Source organism: Enterococcus sp. ZJ1622 (assembly GCF_011038845.1).
Classification (GTDB): domain Bacteria; phylum Bacillota; class Bacilli; order Lactobacillales; family Enterococcaceae; genus Enterococcus_B.
This window is the reverse complement of the sequence record NZ_JAAKDW010000015.1, coordinates 31,393-47,315: the sequence shown is the minus strand read 5'-3', so window position 1 is coordinate 47,315 and position 15,923 is coordinate 31,393. Positions and strand designations below refer to the sequence as shown.

Annotated in this window: 19 protein-coding genes and 1 pseudogene; 16 read left to right on the top strand and 4 right to left on the bottom strand. The window is 42.5% G+C overall.

Annotated elements, in window-relative coordinates; all coding sequences use genetic code 11:
- Position 1 precedes the first annotated feature (1 nt).
- Positions 2-736, top strand: a complete 735-nt coding sequence (locus tag G7Y42_RS12780) for a response regulator transcription factor (protein WP_165006528.1) — start codon at positions 2-4, stop codon at positions 734-736.
- Here the strand turns inward: G7Y42_RS12780 and citG are convergent.
- The 3 genes from citG to G7Y42_RS12765 all read right to left on the bottom strand — a co-directional run bounded on the left by citG (position 685) and on the right by G7Y42_RS12765 (position 3,747).
- Positions 685-1,563: a triphosphoribosyl-dephospho-CoA synthase CitG gene (citG, locus tag G7Y42_RS12775; RefSeq protein ID WP_165006525.1), complete on the bottom strand. Its 879-nt coding sequence runs from the start codon at positions 1,561-1,563 to the stop codon at positions 685-687. The genes G7Y42_RS12780 and citG overlap by 52 nt on opposite strands.
- A complete protein-coding gene (locus tag G7Y42_RS12770; RefSeq protein ID WP_165006522.1) occupies positions 1,556-2,251 on the bottom strand; it encodes a GntR family transcriptional regulator in 696 nt (231 codons plus the stop codon). Before G7Y42_RS12770 ends, citG begins: the two co-directional genes overlap by 8 nt.
- Positions 2,252-2,400: 149 nt before the next feature.
- Positions 2,401-3,747 carry a citrate:proton symporter gene (locus G7Y42_RS12765; RefSeq protein WP_165006519.1) on the bottom strand — a complete coding sequence of 449 codons (1,347 nt, stop codon included), beginning with the start codon at positions 3,745-3,747 and terminating at the stop codon, positions 2,401-2,403.
- 420 nt (positions 3,748-4,167) lie between these two features.
- On the opposite strand from G7Y42_RS12765, the gene G7Y42_RS12760 reads away from it, so the two are divergent.
- Genes G7Y42_RS12760 through G7Y42_RS12720 form a run of 10 tightly spaced genes read left to right on the top strand, consistent with a single transcriptional unit; the run spans position 4,168 to position 11,876 of the window.
- Positions 4,168-4,491 (top strand): hypothetical protein, encoded by a 324-nt coding sequence (locus tag G7Y42_RS12760; protein ID WP_165006516.1) that lies wholly within the window; start codon positions 4,168-4,170, stop codon positions 4,489-4,491.
- A 27-nt stretch (positions 4,492-4,518) separates the two neighbouring features.
- Positions 4,519-4,923, top strand: a complete 405-nt coding sequence (locus tag G7Y42_RS12755; protein ID WP_165006513.1) for an acetyl-CoA carboxylase biotin carboxyl carrier protein subunit — start codon at positions 4,519-4,521, stop codon at positions 4,921-4,923.
- A gap of 32 nt (positions 4,924-4,955) precedes the next feature.
- A complete protein-coding gene (locus tag G7Y42_RS12750) occupies positions 4,956-6,071 on the top strand; it encodes a sodium ion-translocating decarboxylase subunit beta (protein ID WP_165006511.1) in 1,116 nt (371 codons plus the stop codon).
- A gap of 12 nt (positions 6,072-6,083) precedes the next feature.
- Complete coding sequence (locus G7Y42_RS15160; protein ID WP_277424431.1) at positions 6,084-6,209, top strand: OadG-related small transporter subunit; 126 nt, start codon at positions 6,084-6,086, stop codon at positions 6,207-6,209.
- A 12-nt stretch (positions 6,210-6,221) separates the two neighbouring features.
- Positions 6,222-7,223, top strand: coding sequence for a [citrate (pro-3S)-lyase] ligase (gene citC, locus G7Y42_RS12745; RefSeq protein ID WP_165006508.1), 1,002 nt, complete (start codon positions 6,222-6,224; stop codon positions 7,221-7,223).
- Positions 7,224-7,229: 6 nt separating this feature from the next.
- A complete protein-coding gene (citD, locus tag G7Y42_RS12740; RefSeq protein ID WP_165006504.1) occupies positions 7,230-7,535 on the top strand; it encodes a citrate lyase acyl carrier protein in 306 nt (101 codons plus the stop codon).
- On the top strand, positions 7,523-8,410 hold the full coding sequence (gene citE / locus G7Y42_RS12735; protein WP_165006501.1) for a citrate (pro-3S)-lyase subunit beta: 888 nt from the start codon (positions 7,523-7,525) through the stop codon (positions 8,408-8,410). The genes citD and citE overlap by 13 nt, the downstream gene beginning before the upstream one ends.
- Before the next feature lie 2 nt (positions 8,411-8,412).
- Positions 8,413-9,945 carry a citrate lyase subunit alpha gene (gene citF / locus G7Y42_RS12730; RefSeq protein WP_165006498.1) on the top strand — a complete coding sequence of 511 codons (1,533 nt, stop codon included), beginning with the start codon at positions 8,413-8,415 and terminating at the stop codon, positions 9,943-9,945.
- Positions 9,938-10,561 (top strand): citrate lyase holo-[acyl-carrier protein] synthase, encoded by a 624-nt coding sequence (gene citX / locus G7Y42_RS12725; protein ID WP_165006495.1) that lies wholly within the window; start codon positions 9,938-9,940, stop codon positions 10,559-10,561. The genes citF and citX overlap by 8 nt, the downstream gene beginning before the upstream one ends.
- The gene (locus G7Y42_RS12720) at positions 10,482-11,876 is read left to right on the top strand and encodes an oxaloacetate decarboxylase subunit alpha (RefSeq protein ID WP_165006492.1); all 1,395 of its coding nucleotides are present in this window, start codon (positions 10,482-10,484) and stop codon (positions 11,874-11,876) included. The genes citX and G7Y42_RS12720 overlap by 80 nt, the downstream gene beginning before the upstream one ends.
- A 71-nt stretch (positions 11,877-11,947) precedes the next feature.
- Here G7Y42_RS12720 and G7Y42_RS12715 read toward each other — a convergent pair whose 3' ends face one another.
- Positions 11,948-12,457, bottom strand: a complete 510-nt coding sequence (locus G7Y42_RS12715) for a VanZ family protein (RefSeq protein WP_165006489.1) — start codon at positions 12,455-12,457, stop codon at positions 11,948-11,950.
- Positions 12,458-13,455: 998 nt separating this feature from the next.
- Between G7Y42_RS12715 and G7Y42_RS12710 the strand changes: the two are divergent.
- The 5 genes and pseudogenes from G7Y42_RS12710 (at position 13,456) to G7Y42_RS12690 (ending at position 15,853) form a co-directional block, all read left to right on the top strand.
- Positions 13,456-14,480, top strand: a pseudogene (locus G7Y42_RS12710) (FUSC family protein).
- Between the two features lie 252 nt (positions 14,481-14,732).
- Positions 14,733-14,885 carry a 50S ribosomal protein L33 gene (gene rpmG / locus G7Y42_RS12705; protein ID WP_165006486.1) on the top strand — a complete coding sequence of 51 codons (153 nt, stop codon included), beginning with the start codon at positions 14,733-14,735 and terminating at the stop codon, positions 14,883-14,885.
- 47 nt (positions 14,886-14,932) lie between these two features.
- Positions 14,933-15,100 carry a 50S ribosomal protein L32 gene (gene rpmF, locus G7Y42_RS12700; protein WP_165006483.1) on the top strand — a complete coding sequence of 56 codons (168 nt, stop codon included), beginning with the start codon at positions 14,933-14,935 and terminating at the stop codon, positions 15,098-15,100.
- Between the two features lie 53 nt (positions 15,101-15,153).
- Complete coding sequence (locus G7Y42_RS12695; protein ID WP_165006480.1) at positions 15,154-15,270, top strand: putative metal homeostasis protein; 117 nt, start codon at positions 15,154-15,156, stop codon at positions 15,268-15,270.
- Between the two features lie 163 nt (positions 15,271-15,433).
- Entirely contained in the window at positions 15,434-15,853 is a 420-nt protein-coding gene (locus G7Y42_RS12690; protein WP_165006477.1) for a MerR family transcriptional regulator, read from the top strand.
- The last annotated feature ends 70 nt before the right edge of the window (positions 15,854-15,923 follow it).

Below are 15,923 nucleotides of genomic sequence, written 5' to 3'. Positions count from 1 at the left end.
TTTGCGAAACGAAAAAATTTTAGTTATCGATGATGAACCGGCCGTTCGTCGTTTGATCTGGAAATCATTGCAATCGACCGGTATCTTGATTTATCAAAGCGATTCGGTGGAGAAAACATTGGATATCATGTCACGTGTGACATTCGATCTTTATTTATTGGATGTCAGTCTGGAGCATGAGAATGACGGCTATCATTTAGCACAATTGATTCGAGAAAAAGATCCTGCGGTGCCGCTGATTTTTCTAAGCGGGAAAACAAGAGAAGAGGAGATCATTGCCGGTTTGGAAGTCGGGGCCGACCAGTACCTGACGAAACCTTTTTCTTTGAATCTGTTACGAGCACAAGTCGTAGCGGCTTTGGATCGAAATCAAGTCATTCGTGACCACAGAATCTGTCAAAACAACAAGGAACTGGTCATTGGCGATTTCCGTTTTGATCAAAGTCGTTACCAGCTATACAAGAAAGGTCAGAAAATCCAGCTGTCTTCAAAGGAGATCCAGTTGATCCGATTCTTCATGGAAAATCCCGATCAGGTTTTCTCAAAGGAACAGATTTACAGCAGTGTGTGGGATGACGGGCAATTCGATGCGAATACGATTATGGTTTTTATCAATCATTTAAGAAACAAGATCGAAGCAGATCCCAAAAATGCAAGATACTTAAAAACAGTTTGGGGTATCGGTTATACTTTTTTACCTTCAGGAGATACAGAACCTTCTAAAAAAGAAAAATAAATCCCCAGAGACAACAGATCAGCAGAGCCGCCCGGACTCAGGTTCCGCTTGATAAGGAGCTGGTCATAAGTACGTAACTGATCGATCAGCTCAAGTTTTTGCAAATTTGCCTGGTGGATCTTTCGGCTTTCGGCTTGGACCTTTTTCCATGTATATAGCCCCCCTCGATGCAATAGATTACTGTCTTCCACTTCGCTCATCAAATAGATGAGTGCCCTTAAGAAAGTGAGTTCTTCCTCGTCTTCTTCGTGCTGTCTCAAATAATGCAGCAGTTTTTTCAATGAGGGGTATCCGCTTGCTGCTTCCCCGCGGATACCTGTGACCCCTTGATCGTGATAGAGTTTCTCGCCATACGTCAAAGAAGTTTTGGATGCCAGATCATGAAAGTCTTTTTCCAAGAGTCCGCTCGTCATCTGGCCTGCGATTTGCAGGATTTTTTCCGAATCTGCTCGTTCAAACGGAAGGACAGCTCCAGTCTGCAGATAGAACCCTGTTGCGCCTAATAGGACAGCAAAAGAGAAATTCGCCCCTTTATGAGTATTCACGCCATTCGTTGCTTCCAGCATGGCTGTTTCAGCTTTTTTCCCGATTTCTCTCAGCTGGTCGAATAGTTGGGGCAATGGGCCTTCATGATAAAAACCTGCTTCGACATAATTCTGAAAGAAAGGGGACAGTGAAACGATACTATCTATGAAAGTAAAAAAATCCATGTCTTGATGTGCACCGCTGTTCCTGCGATCGACTAATCCAGGTTTAGGGGTCAAAGAAACCTCGTATAACAAAGCTTTTTCGGCGTAACCGCTGATCTTAGTGAGTAAGCTAATCAATTTCCTGACGCTCCATTTCCGCTAAAATAAATTGAAGCGAATGATCCAAATGTTCATGTGTGAGCATGGTGATCTGTGCTTCATCCTTTGTCTTCATGCCACGATAGATAAGCCAATGTTCTTCAAGTGCCGTGCTGCGGCGTTTTGAAGAGCGAATCGAGAGGTCACGAAAGTAAACCAAATAAGATTGTAACTCTAAGACGATGCTTTTTAGCCTGAGCATCTGACTCTTCTCATAGATGAACGCATTGAAATCTGAGAAATTCTGCAGCAATTCATCGACTCTGTTTTCTTGATTCAGTTGTTCTCCTTCGATTAATAGCGCTTTCAAACGAGAAAAATCTTCCTCTGTCATTTTGTTCATTGCTTTGATCGTTGCAAGTGTGTCCAGCGACTTTCGGATATCATAAATTTCATAAGCATCTTTTATACTGATTCCTTTTACAACGATTCCGATTTTGGGGACATGTTCCACCAGCTGCTCACTGACGAGTTCTCTTAGAGCATAGCGTATCGGGGTTCGGCTGATATTCAAGGCATCTGCCAGTTCTTTTTCGTTTATCCGCGCACCGGCTGGGATATCCCCTAAGATGATGGTTTTACGGAAGGCTTCATAGACAAGTATTTTTAACGGTTTGTTTTGCGAAAAATCGAGATTTCTGCTTACCACTTCAACAATTGAATGCATGGCCAACTCCTATCTGACGGATAGAACAAGAAAATCATTTTGTTCCTCACATCGTCCTACTAACGGAATCATAACGAAAAAAATAACAAAATTCAACCTGTTTAAACAACAATTTCAAAAGAACGTTTTTTTTTGATACAAATAAGGGATCATTGCGGGATATAAAGCGGCATATGACCTAACAGGATGATCGTCACGACAAAGATCACGAAAATCCCTAAAGCATATTTTGCAGCTTCTTTTTGCCATTGGCCCATATCCAAACCAGTCAAACGCAAAAGCAGATAGATAAATGCAACTAACGGGCTCAACAGATGGAAAGCTTGTCCTAATAAAGAAGCAAGAGCCATCTGCATATTCGTGAATCCATACGAACGTCCAGCTTCAGCTAAGACAGGAAGCACCCCAAAATAAAAACCGTCATTCGAGATGAAGAAGGTACCTGGCGCGGAGATCAAGGCAATAACCAAACCCCAGAATCCAGCTAGTTGCTGCGGGATCAGATGGGTAAAACTATTTGCTAAAGCTGTTGCCATCCCTGAACCTTGGAACAGTCCCATGAACACACCAGCTGCAAAGACCAAGATGACAACTTGGACTGCATCGCCGCCATTTGCCCCGATACGTGCAGATTGATCTTTCAGTACCGGATAATTCACCATCAAAGCGATACAAGTCCCGACTAAGAACAATAGAATAGGCGGTAAAGCAATCGAAGAAACGAATGAGCTAGCGACTAGCCAACCGATCAATACGATAGTAAGAATCCCATTGAACAGGAAATTATGCGGACAACGGATCTTTTTCATTTCCGGATCAGATACTGTCGTCATTTCTTCGATCTCAGCATCTGTCATTTGTGTGATACCAAGGCGAGCACGTTCTTGCTTCCCCATACGACGAGCAACGAAGAAAGTGACATATAATAAAGAAAGAACCATTCCCGGAAGCAGATAAGTCAAAATATCCGCATCGACTTTTAATACAGCCATCGCACGAGCAGTTGGTCCGCCCCAAGGCAGCAGATTCATAATCGTGTTTTGCAGAATGATCAGTACGCCGAGATTCATCATTTTCATATTCAATTTCTTATAGATCGGGATGAATGCAGAACAGCAGATCAATGTAGTGGTCGTGCCATCGCCATTCAATGAAACTGCCGCAGCGACGATCGCTGTTGCCATCAGGACCTTCATCGGGTCTCCTTTAGCAAAATAGATCATCTTTTTCGTAATCGGATCGAATAAACCGGCATCCAGCATGATCGAGAAGTATAAGATAGCAAAAAGCAACATGATCCCTGTATTCGCAGTCGTTGCAACACCATCTAAGACAAAATCTCCGATATTTCCCTTTTCAGCGACCCCAGACAGCATCGCAATAATCGTAAAAATAAGTGGGATGATCACCAAAGAAGTAAAAGGTGACATCTTTTTTTTCATGATCACAAACATAAAAACAATAATCATTGCATAAGACAAAACAGTAAGAAGCATAGACTTTCTTCCTTTCAAATAATGGAATTTGTAAGCGTTAACAAAGGATCGTAAAAAAATGCGGGCAAAGACTTGTGATAATCAGAACAACTAGACGTTCCATCTCCCTTCCATCTCGTTTTTAACAGCTAGCTGATGTGCCTAAGAATAATCAAAAGCATTCAGTTGGGAAAGGCGATTATGAAAAAAGAACAATGAAAAAACAATCCGTTCCGGTAATTCTTATTCACTGCTTAACAAGTTCTTAATAGAATATTAACGCTTGAAAAACGCTGTTATACCAGCGTTATTTGTAGTTTTTTCCTTTTGTGCACAAAAAGGAACACCAAAAGAACAATTATAAGTCCAAGTAGCACTAGCTGATTTCATGGTTCTTTTTATAATGGAAATGAGCCGAATAACATAGAAAGGAGAACAGAGTTGCATATTTTGAATCGTTTGTTCAAAAGGAAACAAATAGAAAAGGAAGTCATTCTTGCCGATCATCCTGCCAAAGAGATAGAACCAGCAGAAAAATGGAAAGCGGTTCCTAAATACATTCCGGCTGAACCAGAAGCGTACGAACTCGTCAGTGTGATTGCGACAGCTATCGCAGCAGGTGATATGCCTGAAAGCCGCTTTGCAGTAAAAAAGATCAAACAGATCAACCCGGAAGCTGCACTCGTTTCGACAGTTGCAGTCAGTCTTGCAACGGGAGATTCGGAACATTCACAGTTTGCCGTCAAGAAAATAGCAAAAAAATAAACGAATGAGTAGTGGAGGAGAGCAATTATGTTACGCAAATTCAAAATAACGATCGATGGAAAAGAATATCTAGTCGAAATGGAAGAGATCGGCGGTGTCCCGCAGCCCCAGCCGGCTCAGCCAGCGCCTTCGACAGCTCCGGTTGCTTCCGTACCTGATCCAGAACCAGCCGCTACACCAGTTTCTGCTTCAGCTCCTGTAAATCCATCAGAGTCAGCAGGCGAAGCAATGACTGCGCCGATGCCAGGAACGATTCTAAAAATCCTGGTCGCTCCTGGTGAACAAGTGCAGGAAAACCAGCCGCTTATGATTTTAGAAGCGATGAAAATGGAAAATGAGATCGTAGCTGGCAAAGCAGGAACAGTCGCTGGTATTCATGTGGCGACTGGCGATATGGTTAACCCAGGTGATGCGCTGATCACTATTTCGTAGTACTTATCATATGAGAAGAGGAAGTGAAGTTTATGGAAACATTGATTGAAGGTGTAGTAGGTATGGGGACGGAACCCGGGCGTCTTGTCATGATGATCATCGGCGGGGTGCTGATGTACCTAGGGATAAAAAAAGAATATGAACCAACACTGCTAGTACCGATGGGGTTAGGAACGATTTTGGTGAATTTCCCTAATTCAGGCGTATTGAGTGCTGGAGGTGAAGCAGGACCTTTTCAAGTATTGTTCGATATGGGGATCAATACAGAGCTTTTCCCTTTGCTATTATTTATTGGAATCGGCGCGATGATCGATTTTGGTCCATTGCTGCAGAATCCGTTCCTGCTTTTGTTTGGCGCAGCGGCACAATTTGGTATTTTCTTTACAGTGATCGTGGCAGTGTTACTAGGATTCGATCTGAACGATGCTGCTTCGATCGGGATCATCGGTGCAGCAGATGGGCCGACTTCGATCTTTGTTGCCAATACACTGAATTCTAAATATATGGGAGCGATCATGGTTGCGGCCTATTCTTATATGGCACTGGTCCCGATCATCCAGCCAGTCGCGATCAAAGCAGTCACAACGAAAAAAGAACGAAAAATCCGTATGGCTTACCGAGCAGGTGAAGTCTCACAGACAGCAAAAATCCTGTTTCCGATCGTCATTTCGATTGTGGCGGGATTGATCGCCCCTGTGTCTTTACCACTTGTCGGATTCTTGATGTTCGGGAATCTACTAAGAGAATGTGGTGTACTGGACCGGCTTTCGATCACTGCACAAAATGAACTGGTCAATATCATCAGTATCTTATTAGGCTTGTCCATTTCAGTGAAAATGCAGTACGAAGAATTTCTGCAGCTCGATACGCTCATGGTGATCGCTTTAGGGTTAGTCGCTTTCATCATGGATTCTGTGGGTGGCGTACTGTTTGCGAAATTATTGAATCTGTTCCGGAAAAACAAGATCAACCCGATGATCGGCGCAGCCGGGATTTCAGCTTTTCCGATGTCTAGTCGAGTGATCCAGAAAATGGCGACAGATGAAGATCCTCAGAATTTCATTTTGATGCATGCAGCAGGAGCAAATGTGTCAGGGCAGATCGCTTCAGTGATTGCTGGCGGCTTGCTACTCGCATTATTAACATAAGGAGGAAAATCGATGACAGAAGATTTATTGATAGCATTGGAATTACTGCTTTTTGGCTGGGGTGGCGTATTTATCGTTATATTAGTCATTTATTTTGCATCGCTGCTGCTGACAAAAGCATTTCCAGTTAAAAAGTAAAGAAGGATTGCTATGTATAGACTGAAACGATTATGGCTGGATCAGGATACTCAGACAAAAAAACAATGGCAAAAACTGATGGATACAGCAGGATTAGATCCTGATGAAGAAGTAGGCTATACAGCTGGGATTTATGATAAGGACCGCCTGGTTGCCACGGGCTCCTTTCTCGGAAATATCTTGAAAGGGATCGCTGTCTGCCAGAAGTATCAATCGGAAAATCTATTGACACGACTCATGGGTCATCTACTCGAGAAAATGAGAGAAGAAGGAGTGCATCATCAATTTGTTTATACCAAACCGGAGAACGAACTGATTTTTCATTCCTTAGGTTTTCAGGAAATACTGGTGACAGAAGAACTCGTATTCATGGAAATCGGCGCCCCAGATTTCCGACAGTATCGTCAAATGCTGGAGCAGGCAAAAAAAGGTGAGGACGGCAGCGCGATCGTCATGAACGCCAATCCGTTTACAAAAGGGCATCAGTATCTGATCGAAAAAGCAGCGGAGCAAAGCGAGCACGTCTATGTGTTTGTCTTATCAGAAGATCGATCGGCTTTTTCTTCTGCAGAACGGCTAGCAATGGTCAAACTAGGGGTAGCACATTTGAAAAATGTCAGTGTCCTCCCGACAAACGATTATCTAGTGTCTTCCGCTATTTTTCCTGCTTATTTCCTGAAGGAGAATGCTCCTCATGATGTTGCCCATGTCCAGGCAAAGCTGGATGCTCAGTTGTTCAAAGAAAAGCTTGCACCGATCCTAGCTATCCGGAAGCGGTACGTTGGGGAAGAACCTTTGTCAGAAGTGACAGCGATCTACAATCAAATGATGAGGGAAGTCTTTCATCCGGAAATCGAATTAGTCGTTCTTCCTCGGCTCCGTGCTCAGGGGGAGATCATCAGTGCGACAAGAGTAAGAAAAGCGCTAGAGGAAAAAGACTGGTCGATCTTGACCGCCTTTTTGCCAGAAACGACATTAGATTATCTAGAAAAGCATAAAAAAATCGAGAGGTGAACAAAAGTGGAAATAAAAAAAACTGCATCAGCAGGAACAGTGGAGTCCAGTGACGTACTGATCACAGTCGAACCCAATGAAAGAAAGAGCATCAGTATCTCTTTAGAAAGCAGCGTCGAAAAACAATTCGGACGACAGATCCGCCAAGTGATAAAGAAAACACTTGCAGATCTGGGTGTGGAATCTGCGGTGGTCACAGCAGTCGATAAAGGCGCATTGGATTGTACGATCGCCGCTAGACTGCTCACGGCCGTCCACCGTGCGGCTGAACAAGAATATGACTGGAGGGAAATCGATTCATGGAACGTTTGAGAAGGACAATGATGTTTGTTCCCGGAGCAAATGCGGCAATGCTTCGAGATGCACCATTATATGGCGCAGATTCGATCATGTTTGATCTAGAAGATGCTGTTTCTTTGAAGGAAAAAGATGCCGCTCGCGTATTAGTGCATTTTGCCTTGAAAACATTTGATTACAGTTCAGTAGAGACAGTCGTAAGGATCAATGGACTGGAAACGACGGGAGCAGAAGATATCGAGGCAGTCGTCTTGGCCGGAGTCAACGTGATCCGTTTGCCAAAAACAGAGACCGCTCAGGATATTCGAGCAGTCGATGAGCATATCACACAGGTAGAAGCGGCAAATGGGATCCCTGTCGGTACCACCAAAATGATGGCGGCAATCGAATCTGCAGAAGGCGTATTGAATGCACGAGAAATCGCAACCGCTTCTGAACGACTGATCGGTATTGCTTTAGGTGCAGAAGATTATGTGACGAATCTGAAGACGAAACGTTATCCAGATGGTCAGGAATTGTTCTTTGCGCGGAGCATGATCTTGCACGCAGCAAGAACAGCAGGTATTGCTGCGATCGATACAGTTTATTCTGATGTCGATAATGTTGAAGGATTCCAGGCAGAAACAAGGCTGATCAAACAGCTGGGATTCGATGGGAAATCAGTGATCAATCCGCGTCAGATTCCTTTGGTACATGCCATCTACGCTCCTTCAGAAAAAGAGATCCAGAACGCAAAAGAAGTGGTCTGGGCGATTCGTGAAGCAGAAGCAAAAGGCTCTGGTGTGATTTCCTTGAATGGAAAGATGATCGATAAACCTATCGTAGAGCGGGCAGAGCGGGTACTCGCCCTTGCAAAAGCAGCAAAAATGATCACAAAAGAGGAGGTCTGATCATGGTCTTGAATCAAGCAGGAAAAGAGATACCGGCAGAATATGCCGAACATTACGGTGTTTTTGAAGGGGAACTAGCACATATCCAAACCTATAAGGAAGCAAGCCGCACGATCCAGCCCAAACGTCCACATGAAACCAAACTTCTGGGCAGTATCAGAGAAGCAATTGAAAAAACCGGATTAAAAGATGGAATGACGATTTCTTTCCATCATCATTTTCGCGAAGGCGATCATGTGATCAATCGAGTAATGGAAGAAATTGCAGCAATGGGGATCAAAAACCTGACCATTGCTCCTAGCTCGATCGCTAATGTCCATGAGCCTCTGATCGATCATATCAAAAATGGCGTGGTGACGAATATCACATCAAGCGGCCTTCGAGACAAGCTTGGTGCAGCCATTTCTTCCGGTATCATGGAAAACCCAGTCATCATAAGATCCCATGGCGGACGAGCGCGTGCGATCGCTACCGGGGATATCCATATCGATGTCGCATTTTTAGGTGCGCCAAGTGCAGATGCTTATGGGAATGCGAATGGGACTGTGGGCAAAGCGACATGCGGTTCTTTAGGCTATGCGATGATCGATGCCAAATATGCCGATCAGGTAGTCATCATCACGGATACGCTTGTTCCATTTCCGAATACACCGATCAGTATCCCTCAAACAGATGTCGATTACGTAGTAGAGATCGATTCGATCGGAGACCCGGCAGGTATAGCAAAAGGGGCTACGCGTTTTACAAAAAATCCCAAAGAATTGCTGATCGCAGAGTACGCAGCTTCAGTGATCACCCATTCGCCTTATTATCGCGAAGGATTTTCTTTCCAGACTGGAACAGGCGGTGCCGCATTAGCCGTTTCACGTTTTTTACGTGAAGCCATGATTCGTGACGGGATCAAAGCAGCTTTTGAGCTCGGGGGCATCACGAATGCAATGGTCGAGCTGCTGGAAGAGGGACTGGTAGAAAAAATCGTGGATGTTCAAGACTTCGATCATCCTTCAGCCGTTTCGCTAGGGACAAATAAGGACCATTATGAAATCGATGCGAATATGTATGCCTCGCCCTTGAGCAAAGGTTCCTTCATCAATCAGTTAGATACAGCCATTTTATCCGCATTGGAAGTCGATACGAACTTTAACATCAACGTGATCACAGGGTCTGACGGAGTGATCCGCGGTGCTTCAGGGGGGCATTCTGATACGAGTATGGCTTGTAAAATGAGTCTCGTCATTGCGCCTTTAGTCCGAGGAAGAATACCGACGATTGTCGACCAAGTCAATACAGTAGTAACGCCGGGAACAAGTATCGATGTGGTTGTGACAGAGATCGGAATCGCGATCAATCCAGAGCGCCAAGACTTGATCACACACTTCCAAACCGTTGATATCCCTCAATTTACGATCGATGAATTAAAAGAAAAAGCGTATCAAATCGTCGGTAAACCGGACCCTATCGAATATGGCGAAAAAGTAGTCGCTTTGATCGAATATCGGGATGGCACGATCATCGATGTGGTCAAAAATGTCTGAAAAATTATTCGATGGCCCAGCGATTAGCTTAAAAGATATGCTGGATGCCCGTTCAAGAAGAGTAGCAGTGCAAAAGGAATTGTTGTCAGAAGAAAAAGACACAGTACTGATTTGCGCTACCTTGAACATCCCCGGACCAGTCAAATATTCGGCAAGTTTGGCGGAAATCTTTCAAACCATGGTGGAAGCTGTAGAAAAAACAATGGGAGAAACAGTCCAGACAACATATATTTCCCCCAAAGAACACACCGGCCCTGTCTGTTATTTTCTGACCTCTTTACCAGAAAAAGAAGTCAAAAAGAAGATGGTCATGATCGAGGAAACACACCCTTTCGGACGGCTAGCTGATCTGGACGTCCTTTGTCTAGCTGATGACCAGCCCCGTCCTGTCAGTAGAAAAGAACTAGGTATCCCGGCAAGAAGCTGTTTTCTTTGTACACAGGAAGCCAAACTGTGCGGACGTGCTCGTAAGCATACGGTCCAAGAAATGCAACAAGCCATTCATAGGATCATAGAAAAAGGAAGGAGAGAACTTGATGACAAAAAAGATTCGACTGATGGAAACAGTCTTGCGCGATGGGCAGCAGAGCCAGATCGCTACGCGGATGCCCACTAGTGATATGCTGCCGATCTTAGAGACGATGGATCAAGCGGGCTATCATTCGCTGGAAATGTGGGGAGGTGCAACTTTTGATTCCTGTTTGCGCTTTTTGAACGAAGATCCGTGGGAAAGGCTGCGGCTTATCCGAAAAGAAGTGAAGCAGACGAAGCTGCAAATGCTGCTTCGAGGCCAAAATCTATTGGGATATAAAAACTATGCCGATGATGCGGTACGTGATTTTGTTGAAAAATCAGTCAAAAACGGGATCGATATCATTCGTGTATTCGATGCACTGAATGATACGAGAAATTTGAACACAGCAGTTACTGCGGCAAAAGAAGCTGGAGGACATTGCCAGACAGCGATTTCTTATACGACAAGTACGATTCATACGGTGGATTATTTTGTTTCTTTAGCAAAAGAGATGGCAGAAATAGGTGCTGATTCGATTTGTATCAAAGACATGGCAGGTGTTCTAACACCAAATACTGGCTATGAGCTAGTCAGCCGGATCAAAGACGCTGTCGATCTGCCTCTGGAAGTCCATACACATGCCACAAGCGGAATTTCTGAGATGACGTATTTGAAAGCAGCAGAGGCCGGTGCTGATATCATCGACACTGCCATTTCCTCATTTGCCGGCGGGACAAGCCAGCCAGCGACGGAATCGCTCGCAGTTGCTTTAGGAGATATGGGCTTTGATACAGGGTTAGAGATGGATAAAGTAGCAGAGATCGCAGAATATTTCAATCCGATCCGTGACCGATTCCGTGAAGAGGGGATACTTAATCCCAAAGTGAAGGATACTGAACCTAAAACATTGATTTATCAAGTGCCGGGAGGGATGCTTTCCAACCTTTTAAGTCAATTGACCGAGCAGGGATTACAAGATAAATACGAGGAGGTTTTAGCCGAAGTACCAAAAGTCAGGGCAGATCTTGGTTTCCCGCCTTTAGTCACACCGTTATCACAAATGGTTGGAACACAAGCGCTGATGAATGTCATTTCCAAAGAACGATATAAACTCGTTCCAAGTGAGATCAAAGATTATGTTCGAGGCTTGTATGGACGTCCGCCAGTCGAAATCAGTGAAGCAATCAAATCAGCTATCATCGGGGAAGAAGAAGTCGTCACTGTCCGTCCAGCGGATTTGATCGGACCGCAAATGCCAACTTTCCGGAAAGAGATTGGCGAGTATGCAAAAACGGAAGAAGACGTGTTACTGTACGCGTTATTCCCGAAACAAGGCAAAGATTTTCTTGGTCGAAGAGAAGACCGGTTTTATGACATACCGTTACAGACCATCGATGTGAATCTTGAATTACCATAGAAATAACGACCCACAAATGTTCGATTTTTGGTCTAACGTTTGTGGGTCGCTTTCATAGATAGAATATCCTTTTATTGGAGTTGAAGACGCCTAGTAAGGGTCATCAAAAGAAAAAATGTCACTAAAAATAACAATAAAACAAACCCTAAAATAACAACTAATCGATCAAGCTTCTTTGTTCCTAAGAAGCGGTTCATTCCCTGATAAGACAACAATCCCAATAATCCGCCTGTAGTGTTTGTGATCAAATCAGTCACATCTGCTACTCCGATGTGAAAGAAGAATTGGATCATTTCAGCTGACAAACTCAAGAGAAAAATAAAGACGAGTTTTTTCCAGAAAGAAACTTGTTTGTAATTGACAGGTAAAAGTACGCCTAACGGAACAAAAACAATCAAGTTATACATCGTTTCTCTCAAAATCGTAGGATTATTCAATGAGAAAGTCGAAAAAGGAACAAGATTGGTATTGCTGAATGAATAAGTAACAAAGCGAGAAAAATCGAAAGAAAGTTTGAATAAAATCAGCCATAATAACAGGAACAAGTAAGAAAATAACAAGATCCTCGGTAAATATCTCATCCCATCTTCTCCTTTTTTTGAAAATTATACCATCTGACAAAACAAGAAAGTGATAAATAAGCATTAAGTTTTTTCGTGTGCCAAGCGGATAGGAAATAAAGGAACAAATCGGTAGGCTCATAACCTCTCATAAACGGTGTTCAAGGAGACAGCCTATCGGCAATAAGGCACGATTTTGTAAAAATATGGGGAGCTATTTTTTAAAATCGCTTCTTATCGCTCAAGGCCGAACGTCTCTTTCACGACCTCTGATTCACGGTGTTCAAAAGCTTGCATCTGCGGTAATAAGCCCAACCAAACGAAAAATATGGAGAGCTATTTTTGTTTGGCTGTTCTTATTACTTGATGCAGAACAGCTTTTTCACAACCTCTGATTCACGGTGTTCCATCTGCTGCTTTTCGGTAATAAGGACACTGAACAAGAAAATATGAGGAGCTATTTTACATTTTTCCTCTCTATTACTCAGGTCAAAACGCAGTTGTCATAACCTCATACACGGTGTTCCAGTGCCAACTTTTCGGAGATAAGCCTAATTTATGAAAAAATGTGAGAAGCCATTTTCACAAAATTTTTCTTATTGCGTTAAATCACGGAGAATGTCAGTGATTCGATGATGCAACGTACCTACTTGGCCCTCAAAGCTGAACGACACTGTCACAACCTCATACACGGTGTTCCAGAAGTAACTTCTTCGAAAAATAAGCCGAAATTCTACAAAAATTTGAAAAGCAATTTTCGTAAATTCCTTCTTATTTCTTGAAGTTGCCCACTTCTGTCACAACCTCTTCCCTAAACGGTGTTCAAGAGACAGCCTATCGGCAATAAGGCACGATTTTGTAAAAATATGGGGAGCTATTTTTCAAAATCGCTTCTTATAGCTCAAGGCTGAACGTCTCTTTCACAACCTCTTTTTATGGAAATTAAAGAAATTGTTGTTATACTAGGTAATGCTGGCGGAATTTGCTACCGTCAATTGTCAATAGAAAGGAGTGATAGATTGTTAAAGACTTATTTTCGTTTTAATAAAATCCAGGATAACCCTTTTCGGATCATGAATTTGATGCTACTCATCTTTCTTGTCTTATGGATAGATACATAAACCATAATTTCTTGATTTCCAGTTTTTCTTCATTAGGGATCTTTACCTTTTTTTATTATCAAAATATCCCCATGAAGTACTTATTGAAACGTATGTTTTTCATTGGCTGCGGGCTTTTGGCTGCATTCATCTTAGGAATCCTGTCTACGTATATCTTATGGACAGAACCGTTTGCTGTGGCTATCGCTGCTTTTTTGAGTCGTTTTTTCCTGCGGTTGTTCCATATTTCGAAACCAGGAGGCTTGTTTTTTGCGATGCTGTCAGCGATGGGTACGAGTATGTCCGTCCCGATCACACAGCTTCCCGTGATTTCTCTGTTCTTCTTTATGGGTGTTGTTTTTGCGTTGATTGCAGCAGTCATCACGAAACTTTTGGATAGACGTAAAGAACTAGTTTTGACACAAGCGACGCTCAAGGAACGATTTGAGGAAGAGCCATTGGTCATCATTGATTCTGTATTCTACAGTGCAGCTCTTTTTCTGTCCGTTTATATCAGTCATGGGTTGAACCTGCATAATCCGTACTGGCTCACACTCTCATGTGCCTCGATCCTTCTAGCAGAAAATCTGGAAGCGATGAAGCATCGACAGGTCCAGTATCTGATCGGCTCGATGGGTGGCCTATGTGTGTCGGCTGTCTTATCTTTTGTGCCATTCACACAGTTGCAGACGATTTTTCTGATCACTTTTCTTTATGGGATCGCTCAATTTCTGGTCGCTAGAAATTATGCGGTTGCCAATATTTTCCTGAATCCGATGGCCTTGATGCTATCCACACTCATCAGAGGTGCCTATTTGATGTCTTTGATCGAGTATCGTTTTCTAGGGATCGTCTTAGGAAGTTTTATCGGGTTAGGTGTGGCTTGGGTAATGACAGTCGGTTTGCAGCATTACCTGAATGTCGTGCGAAAGAAATTGCAATAGGGAATCTATTTTCTGCTAAGTAAAAATGAAAGAGGGCTGGACATCTTTTTGTCCAGTCCTCTTTAGTAGATGATGGGGATTAATAAAATGAAAGAAGTTCATAAAGCAATCTATCACACTTTTTCGATAGATTGTTTTTTTATTGACTTTGCTGAAATACTTTGTTAAAATCCAAAAGATCAAATCGTAATCATTACGTTTTGTAAACGAGGAAACGTAATCGATCATTTTACTTGGAAAAGGAGAGATAAAATGAGACAAAATATTATCTTAGAATGCGTAGAAACTGGCGAACGTTTATATCTGACAAGTAAAAATCAGAGAAACACGCCTGACCGGTTGGAGCTAAAAAAATATTCGCAAAAATTAAGAAGAAAAGCTCAATTTAGAGAAATCAAAAAGTGAATTAATACGTACCACACATTACAAACTCACGAAAAGGAGGGACGAACATGGCTGTTCCTGCAAGAAAAACATCGAAAATGAAAAAGAAACTGCGTCGCACCCACCAACGATTAAACAAGCCTGAGATTTCTTACGACGATTCGCTAGGTGATTACAGACGCAGCCACCATGTCTCACTCAAAGGTTATTATAAGGGAGAAAAAGTCGTCAATTAAAACGAATGCCTATTTATCCGTTATAAAAGAAAAAATCCCGGGAGGAAACCAATATGGAAAAAACAGATATCTCAAGTGCTTACCGTCGTTTGAAAAGCCCAAATATCAAAACACGAAAACGTGCACTGAAAATCATCAAAGATGTGAAACGTAATGAAGTGAAAAAATAAGAAAATAAAAATTATCTTTTGAACGATAGCTAAAAGCAGATGATCTCATGATTAAAAGTGGGGTTATCTGCTTTTTTATTTATATGAGAAAAGGAAAGTCTTATTCTTGCATTGGAGTCAACTCTAAGGTTTATTATAGGTACATCAGTAAGGAGGCTATACGATGAATATCAAAAAAGCAGCTGAAATGTTTGATTTAAGTGTGGATACACTGCGCTATTATGAACGAGTCGGTGTCATTCCCCCTGTTCACCGAAATGCAAGCGGCTATCGGGACTATACGACAAATGATTTGAATTGGATATACTTAGCAAAAAACTTACGTAATGCTGGTTTATCGGTAGAATCTTTGATCGAGTTCGCTCAATTGGCACAGTTGCGTGAAACTCAAAACGTAGAAAAGGCACAAAAGCAGATCTTGTATGATCAATTAGAAGAACTAGACAAAAAATTGACTGAAATGCAAGAAGTAAGAGAATTGCTAGTTTATAAAATCAAGACATATGATGAGCATATTGCAAAATTCAAAGCAGGAGAAATGGCACCAGATAAAGTCGAAAAATTATGGGAACGAAAAAAATAAGAGGTTGGACTTGCTATGGACTGAACTCCAAGGTTTAGGATAGAACATGTAAAGAATCATAGAGGAGGAA